Raw genomic sequence first — 25,946 nt, 5'->3', positions numbered from 1 at the left:
CAGCGGTCCACGTCTGCTCACGACCGGCGGGCGCACGATCTGAGGCTAGAGCTGATCTGCGCCCTGGAGAGGTGAGTGCTGACCCGCCGGCCGCTCCCGCAGCCGAGCCTGGCAGAACCAGGACCGACAGGTCCCACGAGGAGGGGGCGCCACGGCGGGCGGCGACCGACGACAGCGCGCCCGAGCGCAGGCCGGGGAGCAGGGAATCGACGTCGCCCGCGACGGCCTTGAACGCCGTGCGGTGGCGGTGTTGTTCGCGCAGGCCGAACACGACCCCGACCTGGCCGTCGGCGGCGAGCATGGCGAGCACCGCGTCCTCGGCGGGGCCTCGGCCGCGACCGCCGCGCCGCGCAGGAGCGGGCCGCGGACGAGCGTGCTGCCGAGGTCGAGCCGTTGCCTGTCGGTGTCGTCACTGAGCAGGTACAGGAGCTGGGGTAGTGATCGGGTCACACGCGGACCCATGTCGTCTCCTCGTCGGGTTGGGGTGCTGACGGTGGCTCGGACGAAGGCGTTCAGGGGCTGCTCGCCGGGTCCGGCGCGGGTGAGTCGGGCGGCCGGCGGGGCCTCGTCGTCCGGTCCTCGCGGTAGCCGCGGTAGCCGGCCCGGACCGACACCACGGCGACGAGCGCCAACGTGATCCACAACGCGTACTCGTCGATGGCCAGGACGACGTCGACCGCGTGCTGGCCGACGCCGTATCCCAGCCCTGCGACGAGTCCGGCGATCAGCGCGGCACCGATCGCGTCGTAGACGAGGAATGTGAGCAGGCGCATGCCCCCCAGTCCGGCCACCGCGAAGACCGCGGGCGCGGGGATCCCGGGCAGCGCCGCCGCGACCACGACCAGCGACATCGCCCACGACGGCCACGACCGGATCGTCGCCACGAACCGCTTCGCGACGTCGCCGGGCGCCCAGAGCTCGACGATCCTGGCACCCCATCGCTTCCCGGCCAGCCAGAACAGCCAGTCGAACTTGACCATCCCGAACACGTCGGCGGCGATCACCAGCCACAGGGCGCCGTCGCCGACCCGCGCGAACGCGGCTCCCGCGCCGATCGCGGACAGGCTGCCGGTCACGGCGCTGAGCAGTGTCGGGTGCGAGGCCAGCAGGAACGGCCGCACCGGCATCGAGGCCGCCATCAGCAGGATCACCGCGAGGGTCGAGAACACCAGGAACCTGTCCGCGCGCGACATGGGGTGCTCCCACGGCCTCGCGTCCCGCCACTTCTGCCTCGCCTGCTCGAGCTCCTCCGGCGAGTGCTGTCGGCGTCGCCGCCGCCGTTGCCGCGGCTGGTCCACCCCGACGTCCTCCGACGCGGCCGAGCCGGCGTCGTCCGGGTCGATGTCCCGGCCCGCGTCGACGTTCGCCCCACTCATCGCTCTCCTCCTCGGACCGCCGTCCCGCGGCGGGTCGCCCAGGGCGCGGGGTCACGCGCCGACGAGAAGGCGACACCATGCCGCGGCGGCACGGTCAAGAGCGGTGATCGGCGTCAGGACGCCGCCGGCGTCCGATCACGGCGCGACGACAGGGCGTGGCGCAGGACCGGCACGGCGACCCGCGGTCGCACGAGGGACCCCGGAGGGTCGACCAGCCCGACGACCCGGAGGAAGGCCCCGGCGACGGTCGGGTCCACGACGGCGGCCGCCTGCAGCCGGGCGAGGTAGGCGCCCACCGCGCGGGTGGCCCGGTCGAGCGGGATCTCGACGCCGGGCAGGGCGGTGTCGGCGCCGAGCATCATCGTCCACGGCGTGTCGGCCACGGCGGCGAGCGCGCGCTGCAGGGGGCGGGTGCGGAGCGGGCCGGCGCCGAGGTGCTGACGCAGCGCCAGCGCCTGCAGCCCGGCCACGGTCATGCCCTGCGCGTAGATCGGGTTGAGGCTGCAGAGCCCGTCGCCGAGGACGATCAGGCCTTCCGGCGCCGCGGGCAGGCGCGCGTAGTGGCGCCGCGTCGGGGTGGGGAAGCGGAACCCGACCGGTTCGTCGAGCGGCTCGGCGTCCCGCAGGACGTCGTGGACCACGGGCAGGTCGCGCGCGAAGTCGAGGAATCCCCGGGGTTCCAGCGGCGGATGGTCACCGGCGACGCCGGCGAGGGTGACCATGACCCGATCGCCCTCCAGGACCTGGAGCCCTCCACCCCGGGGTCGGGTGGGGCCGGGGGCGTACAGGACGGCGAGCGCCGGGGCCAGCGCGGCCGGGGTGCGGTAGATCCGGCTGGCGTAGCCGAGACCGACCGAGACGCGCTCGGAGTCCGGTCGGGGGTATCCGAGGTCCTCGAGCCAGCCTGGTGCCCGCGAACCCCGCCCGGTGGCGTCGACGACCAGGTCGGCGTCGGCGATCTCGTCGCGGCCGTCGCGGTGACGGATCCGCACCCCGACGATCCGCCGCCCGCGGTCGTCGGCGATCGGCGCCTCGGCGGTCGTGGCGTCGAGGACGGTGACCCCGGGCAGCGCGGCGACCCGGGCCCGCACGCGGGCCTCGAGGCACGGCCTGCTCGCGCAGAGGAACGTCAGCCCCGAGGTCCCGGTGGCCAACCGTCGGCCGTCGACGTGCCACCGCGCGTCGTACCCCAGGTCCCCGGCCGGCACACCCTCGGCGACCAGGTCGGCCGTGAACCCCGGGAAGAGCTCCTCGAGCACCTGCTGGCCGCGGGCGAGCAGTCCGTGGGCGTGCCGGCCCTGGGGGATCCCCCGGCGCGGTGCGGGGGTGTCGTCGAGGCCGGGCAGGTCGTCGCGGTCGACGACCACCACCTCGCGGCCGCTCCCGGCGGCGGCGCCGGCGGCGAGCAGGCCCGCCATGCCGGCACCGAGGACCACCACGCGCTCGTCTTCACGTGCCATGTCGACCTCCCGGGTGGAGCTGGTGGGTCGGGAGCCAGCCTGCGGCCGGGAGCCGTGACGACACATCGGTGCGACCACGTACACGCGGGCCGGATGCCTCGTACGTGGCCGCCTCCCCGCGGGACACTCGGCGGGTGGAGCCGCTGCGCTGCCCCGTCCTGGTGGGGCGCGACACCGAGGTCGCCGCGCTGCGGCGCGCGACGACCCGGGCGGCGCAGGCGCACGGCGGCGTGGCCGTGGTCAGCGGGACGCCCGGGGTCGGCAAGTCGCGGCTCGCCCGCGACGCCGCGGCGCTGGCCCCGCCGGGGTGGGCCCGCTGGCGGGGTCGCTGCGCGCCGACGGTGGCGCCGTCCCCGCTGCGGCCGTGGGCGGAGGCGTTTTCCGCGGGCTGGCGGGGGCGCGAGCCGCCCGACGTGCCGCACGCCGCGGGCCTGCGTCCCGCCCTCGAGCTGCTCGTTCCCGCGTGGGCGCGCCCACCGGTCGCCGCGCCGTCGCCGGTGCTCCTCGGCGAGGCCGCACGCCTGTTGCTCGCCGCCGGGGCGTCGGCGGGGGAGGGCACGCTGGTCGTCCTGGAGGACCTGCACGACGCGGACCCGGAGTCGGTGGACCTGCTGGGGCACCTGTCCGAGGCACTGGACGGGACCCGTGTGCTGGTCGTGGCGACCACCCGTCCGCGCAGCGGGACCGCGGCGCTGGACGCGCGCGCGCTCGCCGCCCGCGTCGAGCTCGAGCCGCTCGGGCCCGAGGACGTCTGCGCCATGGTCGCCGCGACCCTCGCTCCCGGACGGGTCGCGGCGGAGGTGACCCACGCCGTGCTCGCCCGCGCCGGCGGCGTCCCCCTCGTGGTCGAGGAGCTCCTGGGTGCCTGGCGGGCGGCCGGGGCGCTCGTGCGCCGTGGCGTCACGTGGCAGCTGGCGCGCCCGGTCCCGGCCGCGGTCCCCGCGACGCTGGTGCGGAGCATCGCCGACCGGCTCGCGGTCCTGGATCCGCGGTCCCGCACCACGGTCGAGGCCGCCGCGGTCCTCGGTGAGGGCGCCCCGTGGACGAGCGTGGCCGCCGTGCTCGACGACCGGGAGCCACCGATCGCCCAGGACGCCGCCGCGTCCCTGCTCGTCCCCGGAGAACCGGAGGTGCGGTTCCACCACGGCCTCGTCCGCGACGCGGTGCTCGAGAGCATGCCGGCCGCGCGGGTCGAGCACCTCGCGGCCCGGGCGGTCGAGGTGCTCGACGCGGCCGCCCTGCTCGAGGATCCCGCGGGCGCCGCGGCGCCGGCGCTCTCCCGGACCGCCGAGCTCGCCGAGCGCGCCGCACACACCGACCTCGCCTTCAGGCTGCTGGTCGCCGCGAGCCGGGGCGCGCTGGCGCAGGGCGCGGTCGGGTCGGCGGTCCGGAACGCCGAGCGGGCCGCCACGCTCGCGCCGTCCCCCCGCGAGCGCGTCGACGCCGACCGCGCGCTGCTCGACGCCGACACGGCCGCGGGGGATCCGGCGCGGATCCGCGACCGCGGTGCCCACCTGCTCGCGCGTCTCGACGCGCTCGACGCCCCGCTCGCGGAGCGCGCCGAGGTCCACCGTCGCCTCGCCGCGGCGGCGGTCGCCGGGTCGGCCTGGGACGTTGCGGCTACCCACCTCGACGCCGCCGAGCGCCTGGGCGCCGACGGACCCGCCGACCTCGCGCGGACCGCCTGTCTGCGCGCGGAGATCGCCCTCGGGCGCCACCGTCTCGACGAAGCGGCCGAGCACGCCGCGGCCGCGCAACGCCTCGCCGTACGGTGCGCGTGGTCCGGCGGGGAGGCCGAGGCACTCCTCCTGCGCGGTCGTGCCCGGCGCATGACCGACCTGGACGAGGCGGCCGGGCTGTTCTCCGCGGCCGTGGCCCGGGCGGAGCTCGCCGGCGACGAGCTGTTGCGGGCGCGCGCGCTGCTCGAGCTCGGCACCGTCGACGTCATCCGCTGCGGACCGACCGATCACCTCGAGCGCGCCCGTGCGCTCGGCGAGGACCTCGGCGCGGTCGGACTCGTTGCGACGACGGACCTCCAGCTGGCCGTGCTGGCCTGGAAACGGGCGCACTGGCTGGTGGCACGGGAAGCGACCGAACGGGCGGCGACGGCGGGTGAGCGCCACGGCCTCGGGCTGCTGGTGCCCCTGGCCCGCATCATCGGCGGGTGCGTCGACGCGGTGGCGGGGCACCGCGAGGCCGCGCACGCGGCCTTCGAGGCGGCCCGTCCGGAGGCTGATGCGGAGATCGAGGCGTCGGGACGCGGCAACCTCCTCGCGGTCGCCGCACTCGCCGTCGAGGACCGCGAGGGCGCCCTCGACGAGTTCGCCCGTGCGGAGGCGCTCGCCCCGTCCCGGTCGTCCTCGGCCCGCAGCCCCTATCGCGGGCTGCACGCCCTGGCGCTCGCCGTCGTCGGGGACGCCGCGGCCGCCGAGGTGACGCGCGAGGTCGCCTCGTTGCCGGTCGTGGACGCCGTGGCCGGCGGCTGCGCCCGATGGGCCGCCGCGGTCCTCGCCGGCCGTGAGGGGGAGGCCGAGCGGGCGCGCGCCCTCGCCGAGGCCGCCGACCGGGAGCTGGCGGCGTCTCCCTGGCCGCAGGCCATGGCCCGGCGGCTCGCCGCGGAGGCCGCGCTCGACGACGGCTGGGGCGACCCGGCCCGGTGGCTCGAGGAGGCGCACACGGTGTTCGAGTCGGTGGGGGCCGTCGCGCCGGCCCGCGCCTGCCGCTCCCTGCACCGGCGCACCGGCGCACCCCCGCTCCACCGCGCGCCGACCCCCGAGCGCTGGGCCGGCATCGGCCTCACCGCGCGCGAGAGCGAGGTGCTGGCCCTGGTGGCCGAGGGCCACAGCAACCGCGAGATCGCGGCACGGCTCTACGTCTCGCCGCGGACCGTCGAGAAGCACGTCGAACGGTTGTTGGCCAAGACGGCCACGAGCCGTCGCTCACAGCTGACCGCTCTCGCCCTGCGCCTCGACCGGTGAGGGCGAGCCGCCGGAGGGAAGCGGGCCGGGGACCGGCTCGGGGCCGGTGGGCCCGCAGCGTCCAGGACGTTCTCCTGTGCCGTCGACGGCCGGAGCGGGGCGTCCTGACACCGCGAGGACCGCCCTCGTCCCGATCGAACGGAGCGACCATGGACCGCACAGAGCCTGCGGATGACCCGTCGCCCGCCGCGGTGCCGCCCACGGCGCCGGCCGCGGCGCAGAGGACGTCCGAGGCTGGGCCCGGCATCCCGCGCGGTCTCGTGCTGTTGCTCGGGGCCGCCGCGGTCGTCATCGCCGCTGCAGGGCTCTACTGGGTCTCCTGGCTGGTCGGGCCCCTGCTGCTGGCCATGATCATCGTGATCGCGATCTACCCGATCAAGACCTGGCTGGAGCGGCGGGGCTGGCCGACATGGGCGGCGGTCGTGTCGCTGCTCGTGGTCATCTTCGGGGCGATCCTGCTGCTCAGCGCGTTCCTGGCCGCCTCGGTCAGCCAGCTCGCGGCGCTGCTCGGGCAGAACTCGGGACGTTCCCAGCAGCTGATCGCGTCGCTGAGCCAGCAGCTCACCCGGCTGGGTATCGACCCCACGCAGTCCGGCGGTCTCGCGAACCAGGTGAACCCCGACAAGCTCGTCAGTCAGATCGGCGCCGTGCTCTCCGGGCTGGGTTCGGTGGCCGGCACGCTGATCTTCATCCTGGCGCTGCTGCTCTTCCTCACCGCGGAGTCGGGGAGCGTCTCCCGCCGCATGCAGGTGATCCACCAGCAGCGCCCGCACATGACCGAGGCGCTCAGCGGGTTCACCCGCGGAACCCGCAGCTACCTGGTGGTGACCACCGTGTTCGGGGCCATCGTCGCGGTACTCGACACCGTCGCCCTGGTCGTCATGGGCATCCCGCTGGCCCTGCTCTGGGGCGTGCTGGCGTTCATCACCAACTACATCCCCAACATCGGTTTCATCATCGGGCTCGTGCCCCCGGCGCTGCTCGCGCTGCTCACGGGTGGGTGGCAGCTCGCGCTCGCCGTCGTCATCGTCTACTGCATCCTCAACGCGGTCATCCAGTCGCTGATCCAGCCGCGGTTCGTCGGCGACTCGGTGGGCTTGTCGGCCACCGTCACCTTCGTCGCACTGCTGTTCTGGGCCTGGATCCTCGGCCCCCTCGGGGCGCTGCTGGCCGTGCCGATGACCCTGTTGGTCAAGGCCGTACTGGTCGACGCCGACCCGCGGGCCCAGTGGGTCGAGGCCCTGCTCGGCGCCGACCCACCCTCGCCGAAGTCGGTCGCGAAGACCGGCCGCAAGGCCGCCCGGAGGGCCGGGAAGAAGGCGGCCCGGTGGCGTGGGAACGGCGACGGCCGCCAGCCCCGTGGCGCCCACGCCGCTACGCCGACGGCGTGACGGTATCCGAGAGCTGGGTCACGGCGATGACGACGTCCGCGGAGAGGCCGAAGCGCTTTCCCAAGAAGCTGTACGAGGCCGAGCTGGTGCGCCTGCAGGGCGAGCTGGTCCAGATGCAGGAGTGGGTCAAGGCGTCCGGCACGCGGCTCGTCGTGATCTTCGAGGGACGCGACGCCGCCGGCAAGGGCGGCGCCATCCAGCGGGTCGTGGAGAACCTGAACCCCCGCGTCGCACGCATCGTCGCCCTGCCCACGCCGACCGAGCGCGAGCGCACGCAGTGGTACTTCCAGCGCTATGTCGCGCACCTGCCGGCGGCCGGGGAGATCGTGCTGCTGGACCGCTCCTGGTACAACCGCGCCGGCGTCGAGCGCGTGATGGGCTTCTGCACGCCGGGGGAGTACCACCGCTTCCTGCGTCAGTGCCCGATCTTCGAGGAGATGCTGATCGAAGACGGGATCGTGCTGCGCAAGTACTGGTTCTCGGTCAGCCCGGACGAGCAGGAGCGCCGCTTCCGCGAGCGTCTCGCCAACCCGCTCAAGAGCTGGAAGCTCTCACCGATGGACCTGGAGTCGATCAGCCGCTGGGACGACTACTCCAGGGCCAGGGACGACATGCTCGTCGCGACCGACACCGACGTCGCGCCGTGGACGATCGTGGAGTCCGAGGACAAGCGCCGTGCTCGGCTGAACGTGATCGCCCACCTGCTCGACACGATCCCGTGGACGCGGATCGAGCGGCCGGCCCCGGAGCTGCCGGTCCGCCCGCCGGGTGATGGCTACGTGCGCCCGGCCCGCGAGCTCGGCCGAGCCGTCCCCGACCACGCGGCGACGCTGCTCGACGAAGCGTGAGCGGCGGCACGCGCCACGAGCCGTTGATCACCACTGGTCGCGCTCGCCCTGCGCCTCGACCGGTGACATCGCTCGGCGGTCGAGGACGAGGTCCGAGGCACGGCCGAGGACCTGCGGACGGGTGAGGCCGGGGTGGTCGGCGACGACCAGGTGGGTCCCGATGGCGGCGCAGAAAGCGAGGAGGCTGCGCGCCTCCACCTCCTCGGGGTCCTCGCAGAAGGTGCTGATGGCGTCGCGCAGCAACTGCATGCGCCGGTTGTCGACGCGACGGAGGTGCTCGGCGGCCTGGTCGTCGCGTCGGGCCCAGTCCCTGACGGCCAGGTCCATGCGGCTGAGGCGGTGGCTCGAGAAGGTCAACCGACCGGCCAGGCGGACCTTGTCCACCTCGTCGCCGCCGGCTTCCTCGATCTGGCGGAGGACGTCGTCGACGCTCTCGCGCTCCCAGACCTCGAGCATCGTGGTGAGCAGGGCCGCCCGGTCGGCGAAGTAGCCGTAGAAGCCGCCCTTGGTGACGCCGAGCGCCTTGGCCAGGACCTCGACACGCACGGCGTCGACGCCACCGACCGCCAGCGTGCGCAGCCCTTCCTCCACCCACGCCTCCCGCGGCGTCCGCAGGGCACCCATGCCGACCGTCCTCCCTCGTGCGCGCCGATGTACGCCAGCGTACAACGCAGCCCCGCCGTCTCTCCCGATCCGCGGACGATCAGGAGGGTCTGTCGTGGTCGTCGCCGGCCTCGAGCAGTTCCTCCATCGCTTCCGAGGTCACGGTCGCGGCGGTGGCGAACGGTTCGAGCACCGTGCCGGCGCCGGCGGCCCGGAGCCTCTCGGCGTCGAGGCTGGTGAAGGCCGTCACGGCGACGGGTCCGCGGTAGTCGTGGTGGCGGAGGTTGTGCAGCAGCGCGAGGTTGGTCTCGAGGTCGGGGATGGCACTGATGACGCAGCGGGCGCGGGCCAGGGGCAGCGTCTCGAGGAGATGGACGTCCTCGGCGCCCCCGTACACGGTGGACACGCCGTGCCGGACGCCCTCCTTCGTCTTCTGCGGGTCGTGGTCGACCGCGAGCACCCGGTGACCGGCGCGGCCGAGCTGGTCGGCGAGGCGGGCGCCGAACCGTCCGATCCCGTACAGGATGACGTCGGTGTCGGCGTCGTCCTCGGTGGCGGTTCGGTCGGCCCGGTCGGCCCCGGCCCGCTCGAGCACGGCGAGCCGGCGCCCGACGCGTTCGTAGAGCGGGTGCGAGTACATGATCAGGTAGGTGGACCCGCCGATCGTGATCAGGCCGACCACCGTGATCAGGCTGACGGTGGCGTTGGTGATGTGGCCCAGGCCGAGCCCGAGCGCGGCCAGGATGAGGGAGAACTCGGAGATCTGGGCGACCGTGAGCCCGGCCAGGAAGCCCACACGGACCGGGTAGCGCATCGCGGCCATGATCAGCACGACGATCAGCGGGTTGCCGACGAGTACGAACACGGAGAAGACGAGTGCTTCGGTGAGCTGCGCGGCGGCGTCGGTGAACTCGAGCCTGGCGCCGAGGTCGAGGAAGAAGAACAGCAGCAGGAAGTCGCGCAGGCTGACCAGTCGTGCACCGAGGGCGGCACGGTAGGGCGTGGGGGCCAGCGAGATCCCGGCCAGGAAGGCACCGACCTCCGAGCTGAAGCCGAGCGCCTCGCTGACCACGGCGACCGACACGGCGTAGGCGACGCCGAAGAGGACGAGGAGCTCCTGGGACCGGGCGATGTGGTGCAGCAGCCGGGGCAGGACGTAGCGCATGAGCAGCCCGACGCCGACCAGGAGGCCGAGCCCCCTGCCGACCATCCCCAGGATGCCGGGCGCGAGGTCGTCGCCGAGGGGCTGTCCGAAGGCGGTCAACGCGATCATCACCAGGACGACGACGATGTCCTGCACGATGAGGAACCCGACCGCGATCCGACCGTGGAGCTGGTCGAGCTCGCGCTTGTCGGAGAGGAGTTTGACGATGATGATCGTGGAGGAGAAGGTGAGCGCACCGCGACGTAGAGCGCGGTGACGACGTCCATGCCGAGCGCGATCGCGATCAGGTAGCCGAACACCGACGTGAAGAACACCTGACCGAGCCCGGTGGCCAGCGCGACGGGTCCGGTGCTGCGGATGAGGTGCGGGTCGAGGCGCAGCCCCACCAGGAACAGCAGGATCGCGATGCCCATCCGCGCCAGCAGTTCGATGGTGCCGTCGGCCACCACCCACCCCGTGCCGACCGGGCCGACCAGCACGCCGACACCGATGAACGCGACGATCAGCGGCTGTCGCAGCCGGACGGCGAGAAGCCCGACCGCAGCAGCCAGGGCGAGGATGACCGCGACGAGCGGGAACGCGTGCAGGTCCACGGTCAACCCTCTCCGGTGGCCGGGACGACGAGCACGTCCGCCGTCGCCTCGCGCAGGACGTGCTGGGCGACGCTGCCGAGCAGGGCGTAGCCCAGCGCCGACCGATCGCCCGTACCGAGTGCGACGAGGTCGGCACCGAGGCGCCGGCTCAGCGGTGCGAGGCGGGCCTGGGGGCGACCGGACCCGATCAGGACGCGGCTCGGCGCCGGGTCCAGCTCGCCCGCCAGCCGTTCGACGAGGCCACGGACGCGCTCGGTGCTGACCCGGCGGAGCTGGGCGAGGTCCTCCTCGGACGTGCCGTGCAGCCGCAACAGCGTCTCGCCGATGACGGCGTCGAGGTGCACGACGAGGTGCTCGGCGTTCGGGCTCAGCGCGCACGCGAGGTGGGCGGCCTCGGCCGCGAGCGGCGAGGGGTCGAACCCGAGCACGACCCTGCGATAGGCGCCGTCGACCGGACCCCTGACCACGAGGACGGGGACCTCGGCGGCCCGGACCAGGTTCTCGGGTGTGCTGCCCAGGGCGGGACCGCCCAGCCAGTGCTCGCCGTGTGCTCCGACCACGAGCAGGTCGGCACCGCGCTCGGCGGCCTCGGCGACGATCTCGCACACCACACGGCCCCGGCGCACCACGGTGGCCACCGGAGTCGTGCCGATGTGCTGGTGGAGGTGGGTGGCGAGACACGCGCGGGCGATCTCCGCCAGGTCGACGCCCGGAGTCGCGGACAGTCGCGCGGGGACGACGTGGAGGGCGGTGAGGGAGGCGTCGACCTCCCCCGAGAGCTGGACGGCCCGGCGCAGGGCCGGGCCCGCCCGGTCCGACAGATCGGTCGCGACCAGGAGCCGGCGGGGCGTGTCGGCGGCCATCCGGAGTCACGTCCGCGACGCGGCCCGGGGTGCCCGCTCCGGCCGTGTGCCCTCGCGGCCCCTCCGCAGACGCTTGTCGACGGCCACGACGAGGCTCGCGGCGGCGGCGACGAGCAGGATGCGCAGCCACACGTCCCCGCCGAGAGGAGCCGTGTCGAAGATCGTGTTCATGGCGGGCAGGTAGGTGATCGCGGCCTGGCCGAGGGCCTGCACGGTGACGCCGACGAGGATCCAGCGGTTGGAGAAGAACCCGATCCGCCAGGCCGAGCGGGTCAGGGAGCGGCAGCTGAACAGGTAGAACGCCTCGACCGCGACGAACACGTTCATCGCCGCGGTCCGGGCCTCGGCCAGGGTCGCCCCGTGGGCGAGCTCCCAGGCGAACAGCCACCACGAGCCGGCGACCAGCAGGGTCGACACCAGCAGGATGCGCACCACCAGGGCACGCGTGAGGAGTGGCCGCCGGGGATCGCGGGGTGGCCGGGTCATGATCCCGGCCTCCTTGGGCTCGAACGCGAGCATCAGGCCGAGCGCCACCGCGGTCGTCATGTTGATCCACAGGATCTGGGTGGGCAGGATCGGCAGCGCCGCGCCGGCCACGATCGCGGCGAGGATGACCAGGCCCTCGCCGATGTTGGTCGGCAGCGTCCAGGTGATGAACTTGGTGAGGTTGTCGAAGACACCCCGGCCCTCCTCCACCGCGGCCTCGATGGTGGCGAAGTCGTCGTCGGTGAGCACCATGTCGGCGGCGTCCTTGGCCACCTCGGTGCCACCTTCCCCCATGGCCACGCCGATGCCGGCCTGCCGCAGCGCCGGGGCGTCGTTGACGCCGTCGCCGGTCATCGCCACCACGTGCCCCCGGGCCTGCAGCGCCTCGACCAGCCGCAGCTTCTGCTCCGGCGACACCCGGGCGAACACCGAGGCGCGGTCCACGGCGTCGGGGAACTCCTCGTCCGGCAGCGCCGCCAGGTCGGTTCCGGTCAACACTGCCGCCCGACCCCGCTCGTGCCCGTCGAGCAGGCCGACCTGGCGGGCGATGGCCGTGGCCGTCGTGGCGTGGTCGCCAGTGATCATCTTCACCGCGATCCCGGCCGTGCGGCACGCGGCCACCGCCGCGGTGGCGGCCGCACGCGGCGGATCCAGCATGGCCTGCAGCCCGGTGAGGATCAGGTCGTTGCCCAGCGAGTCCTCCGTGAACTCCTGGTCGGGTCCGGTCGGCGCGGAGGCGGGGCGCACGGCCGTTGCCAGCACCCGCAGCCCGTGGCCGGCGAGATCGTCGGCCGCGCGGTGCACCGCGACGCGGTCGAGCGGCTGGACGGTGCCGTCGGCGTGCATCTGCCCGTCGCACCGGTCCAGCACCCGTTCCACGGCGCCCTTGACCAGCACGCGGTGGGCCGTCGGTGGTCCGGCCACGGTGTCGCGGTGGAGCGTCGCCATGTAGCCGCGTTCGGAGCTGAACGGGATGGTCGCCCGCCGGGGCAGCAGCTCCTTCACCGTCTCGGCGCCGAGGCCGGCCTTGGCCGCCACCACCAGCATCGCGCCCTCGGTGGGATCGCCGACCACGGCCCACCGCTCGTCCTCGCCGCTCAGGGCGGCGTCGTTGCAGGCGGCTCCGGCCAGCAGCGACCAGCGCAGCGCGTGCTCGTCGTCCAGCGCCGCCGGAGCGCCGTGCCGGTCGCGCACCTCGCCGACGGGGGCGTAGCCCGTGCCGGTGACGTCGAACCGGCCCTCCGGCGTCCACACCGTGCGCACGGTCATCTGGTTCTCGGTGAGGGTCCCGGTCTTGTCCGAGCAGATGACGGTCGTGCCGCCCAGGGTCTCGACCGCCGGCAACCTCCGGATCACCGCCCGTCGGCGGGCCATCCGGGTCACGCCGATGGCCAAGGTGATCGTCACCGCGGCCGGGAGCCCCTCGGGGATCGCGCCGACCGCGAGGGCGACGGCGGCGGTGAACGTCTCCACCGCGTCGTGTCCGCGCACCAGCCCGATCGCGAAGGTGACCGCGGCCAGCGCCAGGATGCCGACGGTGAGGATCCTGCTGAAGTCGGCGAGCTTCCTCGTCAGCGGCGTCGCCAGGGTCTCGGCGGCGCCGACCAGGCGGTGGATCTCCCCGAGCTCGGTGCCGGCGCCGGTCGCGACCACGATCCCCGCGCCGCTCCCGGTGGTGGTCAGCGTGCCGGAGTAGGCCATGTTGCACCGGTCGGCCACCGGGAGCGCCGTGGGCAGCACGACCTCGTCCTTCGTGACCGGCTCCGACTCACCGGTGAGCGCGGACTCGTCCACCCGCAGCTCGACGGCCCGGACCAGGCGCAGGTCGGCGGGCACCTTGTCCCCCGCCTCGAGCACGACGAGGTCGCCGGGCACGAGCTCCTCGGACGGCATGGTCCGCTCGCGCCCGTCCCGGACGACGGTGGTCTCCGTCCGCACCATGGACCGCAGGCTCTCGAGCGCGGCCTCGGCCCGGGACTCCTGGATCAGCCCGATGATCGCGTTGATCACCACCACGCCGAGGATCACCGCGGAGTCGATGTACTCGGCCAGCGCCGCGGTGATGGCGCCGGCGGCGAGGAGCACGTAGATCAGGGGGTGGTGGAACTGCCGCAGGACCCGCATCAGGAGCCCTGTCCCGCGGGGTGCGGGCAGCGTGTTCGGTCCGAACGTCGCGCGCCGTCGTGCGGCCTCCTGCTCGGTCAGGCCGCGATGGAGATCCGTGCCGAGCACGAGCACGACCTCGTGGACGGCCAGCCCGTGGTGCGCGGTCCGGGAGGGTGACGTCGACGTGGTCATGGGACGACCTCGTGGAGCACCGGGCGGCCCCGCCGCCACGACGTGATCACGAGACGGGGCTGCTCGTGTCCGACGGGGGCTCGGTCGCGCGGGTCGGCCCCTCGCCGGTGGTGCGGTCGGCGGGCGCCGTCCGGTCGGTCTCGGTGGTGTCGCGTGGCGTGGGTGTCGGTTCGACGACGAGCACCGGCACGGGCGAGTGGTGGACGGCGTCGGCCGAGACGCTGCCCAGCAACCGTCGCGACAGCCCTCGTCCGCGCCGGCCGACCACGAGCAGATCCATGTCCTGCTCCTCGGCGAACCGGCGCAGCGCCGCGCCCGGCGAGCCGGCCAGCACCTCGTGGTGGACCGTGATTCCGCGTGCGCTCGCGCGGGCGGCCGCCGTCGCGAGGCGCCGGGTGGCGGCGTCGAGCACCTCGCGGGTGTCGTCGTCCGCCGCCTCGTAGGGAACCACCTCGGCCAGGACGACCATCCCGCGCTGCGGGCCGAGCAGGGCCAGCGCCGTCGTGAGGGCGCGCTCCGACTCCGGCGACCCGTCCAGCCCGACCAGCACCCGAGGTTGACCCGGATCCCCGGCCTGCCGCACGGGCACGGCCTCCGGGCCGGACGCGGCCAGCCGGGCGCGGTGCTCCACCCGCTCCAGCGCAGCGGGGACGAACAACGGCCCCAGCGCCACCGCCACGAAGAGCCACTTCCAGTCGTGGCCGAGGCGGACCATCCACCAGGCGGTGGACAGGCCCACGATGAGCCAGAGGATCACGATGACGAGGACATAGACCAGGCTGACGTCCATGGCTGCACCCTCGCGTGCCCGACGCCGGGCGCGACACGGCCGACGGTCCCCGCCCACGGGGTCGGAGGACCGTTTCGTCCGGGTCGGGGGGTGGGAGGCCGCGGGTGGTGCGCCTGCCTCCCCGCGCGGACTCAGCTGCGCACGAGTTCGGGTGCGGTGACGCTGGTCGGGGCGGCGAGGGTGTCGAACTCGCGGATGGTCAGGTCGGCGAAGGTCGGGTCGGTCTGCATGCGCCTGAAGATCTCGGTCTCACGGGAGGCGTCGGCGTCGGCCCGGGACGCGAAGACGTAGACCCCTCCGTAGACGTGGTGCTCCGGGTCGGCGAGCCAGATCTTCGAGTGCAGGCCGGGCCACGCGAGGAACGCCGGCGCGATCTCCTCGGCGTGCTGCCGGTACTGGTCGCCGGTGGTGCCCCACAGGCGGAAGGTCACGATGCGGACGTACATGTCGGCTTCCTCCTCGATCGGTGTCGTCCAGCGTCGCGGCGAGGAGATGCCCGCGGATCGGCGTCGCCACCCAGGTAGGAATCCGCGGCACCCAGAGAGGGCGCACCCGTGTGGCCGCGGGCCGCGCCACCGGTGCCGGCCAGCGGCCGAGCGGGAGAGCGGTCTGCTCGGCGAGGGGTGACGGCGAGGTCGTCATCGGCCCGGATGCTTCGGCGAGGCCCTCACGCGGGGAACGGCCGTTGGTCCCGGGCCGGCAGGGCGACGGGCTCGCACCCGGCCGCTGTCGTGGCTTGTCGGGCCGGAGGCCTGCCGAGACACTCACGTGGTGGAGCAGCTCCTCTGCCCGCGGGTCGTCGGGCGGGACGCCGAGCTGGTCGCGGTCCACGAGACGGTCGCGGCCGCGGCGCGCGGTTTCGGGGGCGGCACGGTCCTGCTCGGGGAGGCCGGTGCCGGGAAGTCGCGGCTGGTCGACGAGGCGCGCGACGCGGCCCGTGCGCGGGGGCTCACGGTGCTGGGCGGGCGGTGCGTGGAGGTCGCGGGCGTGCCGTTCGGCCCGTTCGTCGAGGCCGTGGCAGCTGCCGAGCGCGCCGGAGCCCCTCGGGGTGCGGCGCTCGCGGCGGCGCGCACGGTGCTCGACCGCCCCGCGGGTGGACGCGACGTGTCCACCCCGACCGAGGTGGCGGAGGCCGTGCTGCGGCTGCTGCGCGAGGCCGCGGGCGGCGGGGGCGCACTGCTGGTCGTCGAGGATCTGCACTGGGCGGACCTGGAGACGGTGGCCGCCCTTGATCACCTGCTGGCCCACTCCGCCGACCACGGCGCAGGGTGCCTCGTGACCCTCCGCCCGGGAGGCGACGCCCACGGCCGGGCCCGGCGGTGGGGCGACACGCGCACGGCGCGCCTCGTCGAGCTCCTCCCGCTGTCGGGAGCGGACGTCGAGCGGATGGTGCGGCTGTGTCTGGGGGTGGACGCAGTCGTCACGGGGCTGCTCGAGTTCGTGCGCGAGCGCGCCGACGGCCTCCCGTTCCTCGTCGAGGAGCTGCTCGCCGGCCTGCGGCGATCCGGCGCCCTGCTGCCGGTCGACGGCGGCTGGCAGGTGATCGAGCGCCGTCTGCGGGTCACCGTGCCGCCGACGCTCGCCGACGCGGTCACGGCGGGCTTCACCGCGCTGCACCCGCGCACCCAGGGCGTCCTGCAGGCCGCGTCCCTGCTGGGGCGCCGCGTCGCGTGGGACCTGCTGCCCCGGGTCACCGGGCTCGCGCCTGACGTGGTCCTGGCGTCACTGCGGGAGGCCACGTACGCGGGCTTCCTCGCCGCCGACCCGGACGACCCCGGCGCCCTGCGCTTCCGCCACGCACTCATCCGCGACCACATCGCCGCCCTGCTGCTCGCTCCGGAACGTGCCGTGCTCGCGCGACGGGCCCTCGACGCCGTCGACGACGTCCACCCCGGCCTGCCCGGACCGTGGTGCGCGCTCGGGGCGCAGCTCGCCGACATGGCCGGCGACCGCGGGCGCACCGCCCGGCTCCTGACCGAGCTCGGCGGCCGGGAGCTGCGGCGCGGCGCCCTGGCGACGGCCACCACCCACCTCGAACGGGCCCTGGAGCTGCTCGATCCGGAGGACAGCCTGCTCGCACTCGAGGAGCTCGTGGCCGCGCACGCCCTCGCCGGTGATGTCGACGCGGCCCTGGAGCGCGGCGTGCCGGCGCTCGACGAACGGCGCGCCCGCGCCGACGCGCCGGCCCGGCTGCTCGAGCTCGAGCTCGCGCTCGGGCGGGCGTTGCTCATCGCGGGTCGCTACGTCGAGGCGCGCCGGCACGCGGTGCGCGCCGGCGCCGTCGACACCGCCTCCGCGGCCGTCCTCAGCGCCCAGGTGGACGTCTCCGCCGGTGACCCCGAGCAGGCGGAGGCGACCGCCCGCGCGGCGATCCGCTCCGGCCGGCTCGCGCCGGATGCGGCCTGCGAGGCCTGGGAGGTGGTCGGCCGGGCGGCCCGCCTCCGCGACGTGGAGGCCGCCGAGCAGGCCTTCACCACCGCGCTCGACCTCGCCGAGCGACACGGGCTCGCCGCCTCCCGGGCGCGGGCGTTGCACGAGCTCGGCACCGTCGACCTGCTCGACACCATGCGCACCGACCGGCTGGGGCAGGCCCGTGCCGCCGCGATCGAGACCGGTGCCGCGGCCACGCTCGCCGTGGTCGACTTCCACCTCGCCGAGGCGCTCGTGGCCCGCCAGCGGGTCGCCGAGGGACGCGAGGCGGCCGGCCGTGCGATCGCCACGGCACGCCGGATCGGCTCCTCGGTGCTGGCGCCGGCGCTGCTCACCCTGGCGCGATCCCACGCCCACGAGCTCGCGGTCGAGGCGATGGAAGGCGCCCTCGACCGAGCGCGGGCGTGCGCGCCCGGCGATCCGGAGATCGAGGCGGGGGAGTGGGGGCGCGTGCGGGCCATGCTCGCGCTGCACCGCGGCGAGCCGGCGGAGGCGCGCGCGGCCCTGGACCGCGCCGTCGTGGCGCTGCGCGCGGTGCCCGGGCACCACTTCCCGCACTGGGGGCTGTGGGCGCTGCTGCACGCCGTCACCGGCGGCGATCCCGACACCGTCGCCGACGCCGCGTCGGCACCGGGCGGGGACACCCGGTTCAACCGGGCCCTCGTCCGGACGGCCGAGGCGGTGTGGCGGGGCCCGCGCGACCCGCGGGCCGCCGAGGAGCGCTTCGTCGCCGGTGTCGCGGACCTCGGCGCCTACGTCGACGGTGAGTGGTTGGTGCACCTCGTGGGGTGGCTCGCGGCGCCGGCCGCCCACCGGGACGGCTGGGGCGACCCGGTCGGGTGGCTGCAGGCGGCGGTGCGCTGGTTCGCCGACCACGACCGCCCGCGGCTCGCGACGTCCTGCCGTACCGGCCTGCGCGCCGTCGGGGGCCCGGTCCCGCGACGCGGCCGCGGGACGTCCTCGGTACCGGACGAGCTGCTGGCCCTCGGGGTGAGCAGCCGCGAGGTCGACGTGCTGCGGCTTCTCGGCAGGAGGCTGACCAACAACGGTATCGCCGAGGCCCTCGTCCTCTCACCGCGCACGGTGGAGAAGCACGTCGCGAGCCTGCTCCGCAAGACGGGCAGCGCCGACCGGGCGGCCCTCGAGGCCCATGCGGCGGTGCTGTCCGCCCGGCCCTGACTGGGTGGTCGCCCGCGTTGTCTGGGGGCACGGCACGGCTCCGTGACCCCGACGCCGCGGTCGACGCTGGAGCCCGACACGCCGACCGACCCCGGCGTGTCGGGAGGAGAGATGCAACCCGAGCTGGGCGAGCCCTACGCGGCCACCCCCGACACCCACGTCGTCCCCACCTACTGGCCGGTCCCGGGCGCCGGCGTCCTCGGCATGAACGCGTTCGTCATCCGGGCCGCGGAACCGGTGCTCGTCGACACCGGCACCGCCGTGCTCTCCGACGAGTTCCTCGACGCGCTGGGCTCGCTCCTGCGACCGGAGACGCTGCGCTGGATCTGGCTGACCCACGAGGACCTCGACCACTCCGGCAACCTGCGCCGACTGCTCGACCTCGCACCGCAGGCGACGGTGCTCACGACGTTCATGGCCGTCGGCCGTCTCATGCCCGGCGCGCCCTTCCCGCTGGACCGGGTGCGGCTGGTCAACCCCGGCGACACCGTCAACGTCGGCGACCGCAACCTGCGGGCGATCCGGCCGCCGCTGTTCGACAGCCCGGCCACCGTCGGGCTCCTCGACGACCACAGCGGCGCGCTGTTCAGCTCCGACTGCTTCGGCGCACCGCTGCCGTCGCCCGAGCTGGCCGCGGCCCACCGCGCGGACGACATCCCGCCCGAGGTCCTCGCCCCCCACCAGATCGCGTGGGCCACCGTCGACAGCCCGTGGGTCACCATGACCGACCCGACCGCCCTGGGGCACGCGCTGGAGCAGCTGCGACGCCTGGAGCCGACGACGGTCCTCAGTTCCCACCTCCCGCCGATCCACCGCGGCCTCGACCGCGCCGTGGAGACGCTGCGCACCGCGCCCGCGGCCGACCCGGTGCCCGCCATGACGCAGAGCGAGCTCGAGGAGCTGCTCGCCACGTTCGAACCGCCGAAGGAGACCGCCGATGTCTGACCACCTGTCCGATCACCTCGCCGACCACCTCGCCGACGACCTCGCCGACCACCGCTCGCGCCACCGCCCCGACGACCGCCTGTTCCGGATGGAGGGCCGGCTCACCGAGCTCGTCACCGTCGGGCTCCTGCCCGAGGGCATCCGGATGCACAACACCTTCGCGGGCACCATCGTCGCGGGCGAGCCCGCCGGCGCCCTCGTCCGCGGCGTCGACGAGTTCGTCATCCGGCCCGACGGCGTCGGCGTGGTCGACGCCCGCGAGGTGGTCACCTCGGAGGCCGGGACGCTCAGCGCGGACGTGTTCGGCTACGCCCACCCGCCGGCCGGGATGGTGATGCCCCCGCTGGAGGTGTTCCTCGATCCCGGCTTCGCCTGGCCCGACGTCCGCTTCACGATCGAGTGCGGCGCGACCTACCGCACCGGCGACGCCGCGCTCGCCGAGCTCGGCCGCATCGGGGTGGTGCACCTCGGCTGGGTCAACATGGCGACGCGGGAGCTGGTGATCGAGGGCTACCGCGGTTCCGCCGTCGCCCCGATCCCGACCGGGGCGCTCGTGGCGGGCCGTGCCTGATTCCACTGGGCCGGTCAGAAGGGCACCGGGGTCGCCAGCAGGCGCGCCCCGGTGCCCTCGGGCTCGTCACCGGGAGCGACCTGCCGGCCCGAGACGGCACGGCAGAACTCCACGGCGTCCGTCGTCAGCTCCGGCCCGCCGGCGCCCCGGGCGAATAGACCACCGGCCGGACCCGACAGCGTCAGGACGAACGGCCGTCCGTGGCGCGCCGCCCAGTCGGCGACGACGTCCGCGACGATCCGCCCGTCGTGGTCGGCGGAGAGCGCCGGCTCCTGGCCCGTCGCGCGACACAGGTCGACGCGGTGCATCCAGACGTCGCGGGTGTAGACCGCGTCCATCAGGTAGCGCAGCCGCCACGTCTCGTGCACGGGCGCGCCGACCCGCAACGGCACCGCGCCGGCGGATCGCGACCACCGCGCACGCCACCGGACCGCGTCCTCGATCGCGGCGCGGAACCGTGCCGCCAGCACCGGCGGGTCGACCCGGCGGCGGTGCTCGACCTGCACCGCGCTGACCGGGTCGACCTCGATCGCCAGGCCACGGCGTCCACGCCGCAGCTGCCGGGCCATCTCCAGGGGCGAGGCGTTGGCCTCCGTCGCTCCGACCACGTGCGCCACGAGCAGCCGCACGTCCCACGGCGCGCACTCCGTCGGGAGCGTCCACGCCTCGGGCGGCAAGCGCTCGATCAGCTCCGCGAAGCGCCCGTACTCCGTGTGCGCGAGCACGGACGCCTCCCTCGGGCGCGCGACGTCTCCGTCCACGGGGCCTTGGCCTCCTCCAGCCGGTCCCCCCCGAGGCCAGCGTCGTGGACCCCGGGACCCGTCACAAGGCGCCGACGGCAGCCCGGCGGTTCCTCCCCGCGCAGGCACGAGGCCCAACGGTGTGTCGGGCCCGCCGTCGTGCCCTGACCGCCACGAGACCTCCGCGCGCCCACAATGAGACGTGGCCGAGGACCTTCGCGTCGCGCTGCTCGGACCGGTGGAGATCCGGGTCGACGGCCGGGTCGTGCCGGTGCCCGGGGCGACGCTGCGGGCGGTGGTGGCGCGGCTCGCCCTGTCGCCGGGCCGGACGGTTCCGGTGGGCGAGCTGGTCGACCTGCTCTGGCCCGAGGGCCCGCCGCAGGGCGCGGGCTCGAACCTGCAGACCTACGTCTCCCGCATCCGCAGGCTCGTCGGACGCGACCGCGTGGTCCTCGAGGCCGGCGGCTACCGGCTGCGGGTCGCACCGGAGGACGTCGACGTCGGCCTCGCGAGCCGGTGGGCGCGCCGGGCGCGCGAGAGCCCGCCGGCCGCCGCGGCCTCGCTGCTCGCCGAGGCGCTCGGCCTGTGGCGGGGAGAGCCGTTGGGCGACGTGGCCGACCGTCTCGCGTTCGCCCCCGACGTGGCGCGCCTGGTGGAGTGGCGCGCCCACCTGCTCGCCGACTGGCTGGAGCTGCGCCTGTCGCTCGAGCCCGTCGTCGACGTGCTCCCCGAGCTCGAGCACGCGGCCCGCACGCACCCGCTGCGGGAGCGGATGCAGCTGCTGCTCATGCGCGGGCTGCACCGCGACGGGCGGACCGCCGATGCCCTGGCGGTCGCCGACGCCTACCGCCGTGCCCTGGCCGACGCGTCCGGCCTGGATCCCGGCCCGGAGATGACGGAGCTGGCCCAGCGTCTGCGCACCGAGGACGGCGGTGCCCCCCGCGGCCGGTTGCCGGCCGCGCCGGTGGTCCGGCGCCGGCACGCGCCGCCCGACCGGTTCGTCGGCCGGGCCACGGAGCTCGAGCGGCTGGCGGAGGCGGTCGCGTCCCCCGGGCTGGTGACGATCACCGGCCCGGGCGGGATCGGCAAGACCCGGCTCCTGCGCGAGTTCCTCGACCGGCGACCGGACGCCGAGGCGACGGTCCTGGTCGCCCTGGGCGAGGTGCTCGCCTCCGGGGACGTCGCCACGGCCGTCGCGGCCGGGCTCGGGCTGCAGGCGGCGCCCGCAGGGGCCGCCGCCGCGGTCGCCGAGGTGATCGGGGCGCAGCCGCTCGTGCTCGGCCTGGACAACTGCGAGCACGTCCGAGCGGCGGCCGGCCGGCTGGCGGTCCTCCTGCTGGCGTCGTGCCCGCAGGTGCGGCTGGTGGCGACGTCGCGGCAGCGCCTCGGCGTGCCCGGCGAGCGGGTCCTGCGGCTCGCGCCCCTCGCCCCGCCCGAGCAGGTGGAGCTGTTCGTCGACCGGGCGACCCGGCTGCGCGGCGACTTCGACGCCGCCGCGCCGACGGTCGAGGCCGTGTGCGCCCTGGTCGACGGCCTACCGCTCGGGGTCGAGCTCGCGGCCGGGCGCGAGGCGGTGTTCGGCGTGACCGGCCTGCGGGAGCGGCTGGCCGGCGGGCTGGCGGTCCTGGAGCCCACCGCCGGCGGGGACCGGTCGACCGCCCTCGGCGCCACCGTGGAGTGGTCCTACCGGCTGCTCGGGCCCGACGCCCGGGCGCTGTTCGACCGGGTGGTCGTCTGCCGCGGGGGCTTCGGGCCCGACGCGCTGACCTTCCTCGCCCCGCACGGCAACGCCGAGGGCGCGCTCGCCGAGCTCGTCGAGGCGTCGATGGTGGTGGCCGACCACACCGCCGACCCCCCGCGGTTCCGGGTGCTCGAGACGATGCGCCGGGCCGGTCTGGGGCACCTGGACCCCACCCGGCGCGAGGGCGCGGTCGAGGCGCACACGCAGTGGATGCAGGCGCACGTCGACACCGTCCGCGCGCGCCAGGACGAGCGCTCGCCCGACGCGGCGAGCCTGCTGCGTCGCGAGCGGGCCAACCTCGCGGAGGCCCTGGCGCGCGCGGTCGAGCAGGAGCGGTGGGACGTCGCGGGGCGGCTGGCGGTGCCGCTGGCCGTGGCCGTGTCCGACGATCCGCACCTCGACCTGCTCGAGCAGCTGGCGCGGCTCGACGGCGCGCCGGCCGCCGCCGCCGACGACGACGCCGACGCCGGCGCCGCGCGGTGCGCCGTCGCCGCGGGCGGGGCGGCGTGGCTGCGTGGGGACACCGCGCGTGGCGAGCAGCTCCTGACGTCCGCCCTGCAGCGGCTGCCGCACGACCACCCCGACCGCTGGGCCGGGTGGTGGTTCCGGTCGATGAGCAGGATGTACACGGGCGACGCGGCCGCCGTGGAGTCCGACGTCCACGAGCTGCTCGCGCACCCGGGGGCGCCCGACTGGGTCCGTGCCACCGCGATCTGCAACGCGGCGCTGATCCGCCTGTTCACCGGCGACCGCACCACTGCGGAGGCGTGGCTGCAGGCCCACACCGGGCTGCTGGCCGAGGTCGGCGAGGTGGACGGGTTCGTCGCGTACACCCGCGGCGAGCTCGCCGCCGAGACCGACCCGGACGCCGCGCTGGGCTGGTTCGAGCTCGCCCACCACCGCAACGACGAGCGCGGCGACACGTTCAACCGCGAGGTCGCGGGGGTCGGGCGGGCCGCGGTCCTGCTGCGGCTGGGCCGCCTCGCCGAGGCCGGCGAGGCGCTGCGGGAGCTCCTCGGATCGCTGCGCCGCCTCGGGATGTGGCCGCAGGTGTGGACCACGCTGCGGCTGGCCGCCGAGCTCCTGGTCGAGCTCGACGATCCGGGGCGGGCCGCGGCGCTGCTCGCCGCCGCCGACCGTGACCCGCTCGCTCCCGCGATCCTCGGGGCCCACCGGGAACGTGACGACAGGCTCCGGCGACGCATCGCGGCCAGCACCGACGGGCCCGTCCCCCCTCCACCCGCCGGGCGCGCCGAGGCCGTCGCCCTCGCGGTGTCCGCGCTCGCCGTTCGCCGGAGCGGCGGTCAGCCCACGGCAGGTGGCGAGCAGGTGCCCAGCAAGGAGCGCGCGGCACCGTCCCGGACATGAGCACCGACACCCTGCAGCACACCGACCCTGTCGTGGACGAGGCCCGCGTCGAGGCCTTCGTCGAGCGGTACCTCACCGACCTCGCCGGCGCCGCGACCACCGCGATGACGGTCATCGGCGACCGACTCGGTCTCTACGCGGCCCTGACCGGCGCCGGACCCTTGACCGACGGCGAGCTCGCCGCGCGGACCGGCCTCCACCCGCGCCTGGTCGCCGAGTGGCTCGCCGCCCAGACCGTCTCGGGCTACGTCACCCACGACGCGACGACCGGCACCTACGAGCTGCCCGTCGAGCACGCCGCGGTCCTCTCGGTGGCCGACTCCCCGGCCTACCTCGCCGGCGCCGCGGAGATCGTCACCGGCCAGTACCTGACCCTCGAGCAGCTGGCGGCCGCCTTCCGCGGGTCCGGCGGCATCGACTACGCCACCCTCCCGGCCTCCATGTTCGAGGGCGTCGAACGCTTCTTCCGCACGGCCTACACCCACGAGATGGCGTCGGTGTGGTTCCCCGCCGTCGACGGGCTCGTCGACCGGCTGGAGAGCGGCGCCCGGGTGGCCGACGTCGGCTGCGGCCGCGGCCCGTCGAGCCTGCAGGTCGCCGGCCACTGGCCCGCGTGCAGCGTCACCGGCTTCGACGTCCACACGCCCTCGATCCTCACCGCCCGCGCCGCGGCGATCGAGGCCGGGGTGGACGACCGCGTGGGCTTCGTCGTCGCCGACGCCGTCGAGATCGGGCCGGGGCCCTTCGACGTCGTGCTCTTCTCCGACGCGCTGCACGACATGGGCGACCCGCCGGCGGCGCTCCGGCGCGCCCGCGAGGTCCTCGCCGACGACGGCATCCTCGTCGTCGTCGAGCCCTGGTCGCTCGACCGGCTCGTCGACGGCATCGGCAACCCGTCGGTACGCCTCGACTACGCGATCTCGACGTCCGTGTGCACCCCGGGCTCGCTGGCCCAGCCCGGGGCCTACGGCCTCGGGACCCAGGGCGGCCCGGCCGTGCGGCTGCGCCTGCTCGCCGACGCCGGGTTCCGCGACCCGGTGCTGGCCGCCGACACCGGAGCCAACCTCGTCCTCGCGGCGAGGAAGTGAGGTGACGAGGATGCCCACCGGGACGACGGTCGTGGCCGGTGACGACGCCCGGGACCGCATCGTGGTGGTCGACGGGCTCTCCTTCCACGTCCGCGAGCTCGGCGATGCCGCCGCACCGGCGGTCGTCGTGCTCCACGGGATCATGGGTCACGCCCGCGAGTGGGACACCCTCACCGAGGGCCTCGGCGACGCCTTCCACGTCCTGGCGGTCGACCAGCGGGGGCACGGCCGGACCCCCTGGGCCGACGAGTACACGGCGATCGCGCTGGCCGACGACGTGGCGGCGGTGATCGCCGCCCTCGGACTCGGTCGCGCCCACCTGGTCGGGCACTCGATGGGAGCCATGGCCGCCTCGGTGTGCGCCGCGGAGCGTCCGGATCTCGTCGACCACCTGGTCCTGGTCGACCTCGCGCCCGACGTCCCCGACACGGACTTCTGCACCCGCGAGCTGCCGGCGATGCTGGCCGCGTTCGCCGACGCCTCCTACGCCACCGTGCAGGAGCCCCTCGACGAGTGGCTCGCCGCGAACCCGCTGGCGGATCCGCGCCACCTGCGCCACTACGTGGAGCACGGCCTCGTCCGGCGCGACGACGGTCGGCTCGTGTGGCGCTTCGACGGGGTCGGCCTCGCCCGGTTCGTCACCGACGGACTGACCTCCGCGCAGCTGTGGCGTGCCCTCGATCGGCTCGCCGCGCCGACCCTGGTGATCCGAGGGGAGCAGAGTCCGCTGCTCTCGTCCGACACCGCCGCGGCCATGGTCCGGCGGCTCGACCGCGGCAGCCTCGTCGAGATCGCGGGCGGGGGCCACGACCTCGGCGTCGAACGACCGGGAGCGGTGACCGCGGCCGTCCGCGCGTTCCTGGGCGCACCGACGGTGGACCGGCGTCCCCGAAGCGGGCCGTAGCGGACGACTCGTCAGCGGATCGTCAGCCCGCGCACCTCCACGCCGGGTCGCCGACGGGCAACCGTGGAGCACGCCGCATCCGGGCAGCGCCACCGGCGTGCCGCGGCGCCACTCGGCACCGTCGAGATG

General features: G+C 75.4%; 19 protein-coding genes and 1 pseudogene. 9 read left to right on the top strand and 11 right to left on the bottom strand.

Annotated features, from left to right (window positions below; genetic code table 11):
- The 3 genes from C8D89_RS29870 to C8D89_RS21425 all read right to left on the bottom strand — a co-directional run.
- Nucleotides 1-301 (bottom strand): hypothetical protein (locus tag C8D89_RS29870; protein ID WP_207787349.1); only part of this gene is annotated, 301 nt, incomplete at its 3' end.
- 211 nt (nucleotides 302-512) lie between these two features.
- A complete protein-coding gene (locus C8D89_RS21430) occupies nucleotides 513-1,376 on the bottom strand; it encodes a DedA family protein (RefSeq protein WP_207787348.1) in 864 nt (287 codons plus the stop codon).
- A 113-nt stretch (nucleotides 1,377-1,489) separates the two neighbouring features.
- Nucleotides 1,490-2,836, bottom strand: coding sequence for an FAD-dependent oxidoreductase (locus tag C8D89_RS21425; RefSeq protein ID WP_116710174.1), 1,347 nt, complete (start codon nucleotides 2,834-2,836; stop codon nucleotides 1,490-1,492).
- A 134-nt stretch (nucleotides 2,837-2,970) separates the two neighbouring features.
- Here C8D89_RS21425 and C8D89_RS21420 point away from each other — a divergent pair, with 134 nt between their 5' ends.
- From C8D89_RS21420 to ppk2, 3 genes are all read left to right on the top strand, one after another.
- Nucleotides 2,971-5,814, top strand: coding sequence for an ATP-binding protein (locus C8D89_RS21420; protein WP_165825853.1), 2,844 nt, complete (start codon nucleotides 2,971-2,973; stop codon nucleotides 5,812-5,814).
- A 149-nt stretch (nucleotides 5,815-5,963) separates the two neighbouring features.
- Nucleotides 5,964-7,205 carry an AI-2E family transporter gene (locus C8D89_RS21415; protein WP_116710158.1) on the top strand — a complete coding sequence of 414 codons (1,242 nt, stop codon included), beginning with the start codon at nucleotides 5,964-5,966 and terminating at the stop codon, nucleotides 7,203-7,205.
- Nucleotides 7,206-7,231: 26 nt separating this feature from the next.
- On the top strand, nucleotides 7,232-8,053 hold the full coding sequence (gene ppk2, locus C8D89_RS21410; protein WP_116710173.1) for a polyphosphate kinase 2: 822 nt from the start codon (nucleotides 7,232-7,234) through the stop codon (nucleotides 8,051-8,053).
- A gap of 27 nt (nucleotides 8,054-8,080) precedes the next feature.
- Here ppk2 and C8D89_RS21405 read toward each other — a convergent pair whose 3' ends face one another.
- The 7 genes and pseudogenes from C8D89_RS21405 to C8D89_RS21380 all read right to left on the bottom strand — a co-directional run bounded on the left by C8D89_RS21405 (nucleotide 8,081) and on the right by C8D89_RS21380 (nucleotide 15,297).
- Entirely contained in the window at nucleotides 8,081-8,677 is a 597-nt protein-coding gene (locus C8D89_RS21405) for a TetR/AcrR family transcriptional regulator (RefSeq protein WP_116710157.1), read from the bottom strand.
- Between the two features lie 79 nt (nucleotides 8,678-8,756).
- Nucleotides 8,757-9,296 (bottom strand): NAD-binding protein, encoded by a 540-nt coding sequence (locus tag C8D89_RS31000; RefSeq protein ID WP_243418284.1) that lies wholly within the window; start codon nucleotides 9,294-9,296, stop codon nucleotides 8,757-8,759.
- 78 nt (nucleotides 9,297-9,374) lie between these two features.
- Nucleotides 9,375-10,414 (bottom strand): annotated as a pseudogene (locus C8D89_RS30995) (cation:proton antiporter domain-containing protein); the annotation flags it as partial.
- 2 nt (nucleotides 10,415-10,416) lie between these two features.
- A complete protein-coding gene (locus C8D89_RS21395; protein WP_116710156.1) occupies nucleotides 10,417-11,277 on the bottom strand; it encodes a universal stress protein in 861 nt (286 codons plus the stop codon).
- Nucleotides 11,278-11,283: 6 nt separating this feature from the next.
- A complete protein-coding gene (locus C8D89_RS21390; RefSeq protein WP_116710155.1) occupies nucleotides 11,284-14,061 on the bottom strand; it encodes an HAD-IC family P-type ATPase in 2,778 nt (925 codons plus the stop codon).
- Nucleotides 14,062-14,107: 46 nt separating this feature from the next.
- Nucleotides 14,108-14,851 (bottom strand): universal stress protein, encoded by a 744-nt coding sequence (locus C8D89_RS21385; protein WP_116710154.1) that lies wholly within the window; start codon nucleotides 14,849-14,851, stop codon nucleotides 14,108-14,110.
- A gap of 131 nt (nucleotides 14,852-14,982) precedes the next feature.
- On the bottom strand, nucleotides 14,983-15,297 hold the full coding sequence (locus C8D89_RS21380; protein WP_116710153.1) for a YdhR family protein: 315 nt from the start codon (nucleotides 15,295-15,297) through the stop codon (nucleotides 14,983-14,985).
- A gap of 325 nt (nucleotides 15,298-15,622) precedes the next feature.
- Here C8D89_RS21380 and C8D89_RS21375 point away from each other — a divergent pair, with 325 nt between their 5' ends.
- From C8D89_RS21375 to C8D89_RS21365, 3 genes are all read left to right on the top strand, one after another.
- Nucleotides 15,623-18,460, top strand: a complete 2,838-nt coding sequence (locus C8D89_RS21375; RefSeq protein WP_133252009.1) for a helix-turn-helix transcriptional regulator — start codon at nucleotides 15,623-15,625, stop codon at nucleotides 18,458-18,460.
- 111 nt (nucleotides 18,461-18,571) lie between these two features.
- A complete protein-coding gene (locus tag C8D89_RS21370; protein WP_116710172.1) occupies nucleotides 18,572-19,405 on the top strand; it encodes an oxygen-binding di-iron domain-containing protein in 834 nt (277 codons plus the stop codon).
- Nucleotides 19,398-19,976 carry a hypothetical protein gene (locus tag C8D89_RS21365; protein WP_116927974.1) on the top strand — a complete coding sequence of 193 codons (579 nt, stop codon included), beginning with the start codon at nucleotides 19,398-19,400 and terminating at the stop codon, nucleotides 19,974-19,976. Before C8D89_RS21370 ends, C8D89_RS21365 begins: the two co-directional genes overlap by 8 nt.
- A 14-nt stretch (nucleotides 19,977-19,990) precedes the next feature.
- Here C8D89_RS21365 and C8D89_RS21360 read toward each other — a convergent pair whose 3' ends face one another.
- On the bottom strand, nucleotides 19,991-20,701 hold the full coding sequence (locus C8D89_RS21360; protein WP_165825852.1) for a maleylpyruvate isomerase family mycothiol-dependent enzyme: 711 nt from the start codon (nucleotides 20,699-20,701) through the stop codon (nucleotides 19,991-19,993).
- A 217-nt stretch (nucleotides 20,702-20,918) separates the two neighbouring features.
- On the opposite strand from C8D89_RS21360, the gene C8D89_RS21355 reads away from it, so the two are divergent.
- The 3 genes from C8D89_RS21355 to C8D89_RS21345 are packed head-to-tail and all read left to right on the top strand — an operon-like array spanning nucleotide 20,919 to nucleotide 25,817.
- Nucleotides 20,919-23,825, top strand: coding sequence for an ATP-binding protein (locus tag C8D89_RS21355; RefSeq protein WP_116710149.1), 2,907 nt, complete (start codon nucleotides 20,919-20,921; stop codon nucleotides 23,823-23,825).
- Nucleotides 23,822-24,913 carry a class I SAM-dependent methyltransferase gene (locus C8D89_RS21350; RefSeq protein WP_116710148.1) on the top strand — a complete coding sequence of 364 codons (1,092 nt, stop codon included), beginning with the start codon at nucleotides 23,822-23,824 and terminating at the stop codon, nucleotides 24,911-24,913. Before C8D89_RS21355 ends, C8D89_RS21350 begins: the two co-directional genes overlap by 4 nt.
- Before the next feature lie 10 nt (nucleotides 24,914-24,923).
- Nucleotides 24,924-25,817 carry an alpha/beta fold hydrolase gene (locus C8D89_RS21345; RefSeq protein ID WP_133252008.1) on the top strand — a complete coding sequence of 298 codons (894 nt, stop codon included), beginning with the start codon at nucleotides 24,924-24,926 and terminating at the stop codon, nucleotides 25,815-25,817.
- The last annotated feature ends 129 nt before the right edge of the window (nucleotides 25,818-25,946 follow it).

Source organism: Actinomycetospora cinnamomea (genome assembly GCF_003096675.1).
GTDB lineage: Bacteria > Actinomycetota > Actinomycetes > Mycobacteriales > Pseudonocardiaceae > Actinomycetospora > Actinomycetospora cinnamomea.
Note: the sequence above shows the minus strand (reverse complement) of the source record. Positions and strands in the feature narration are given on the sequence as shown.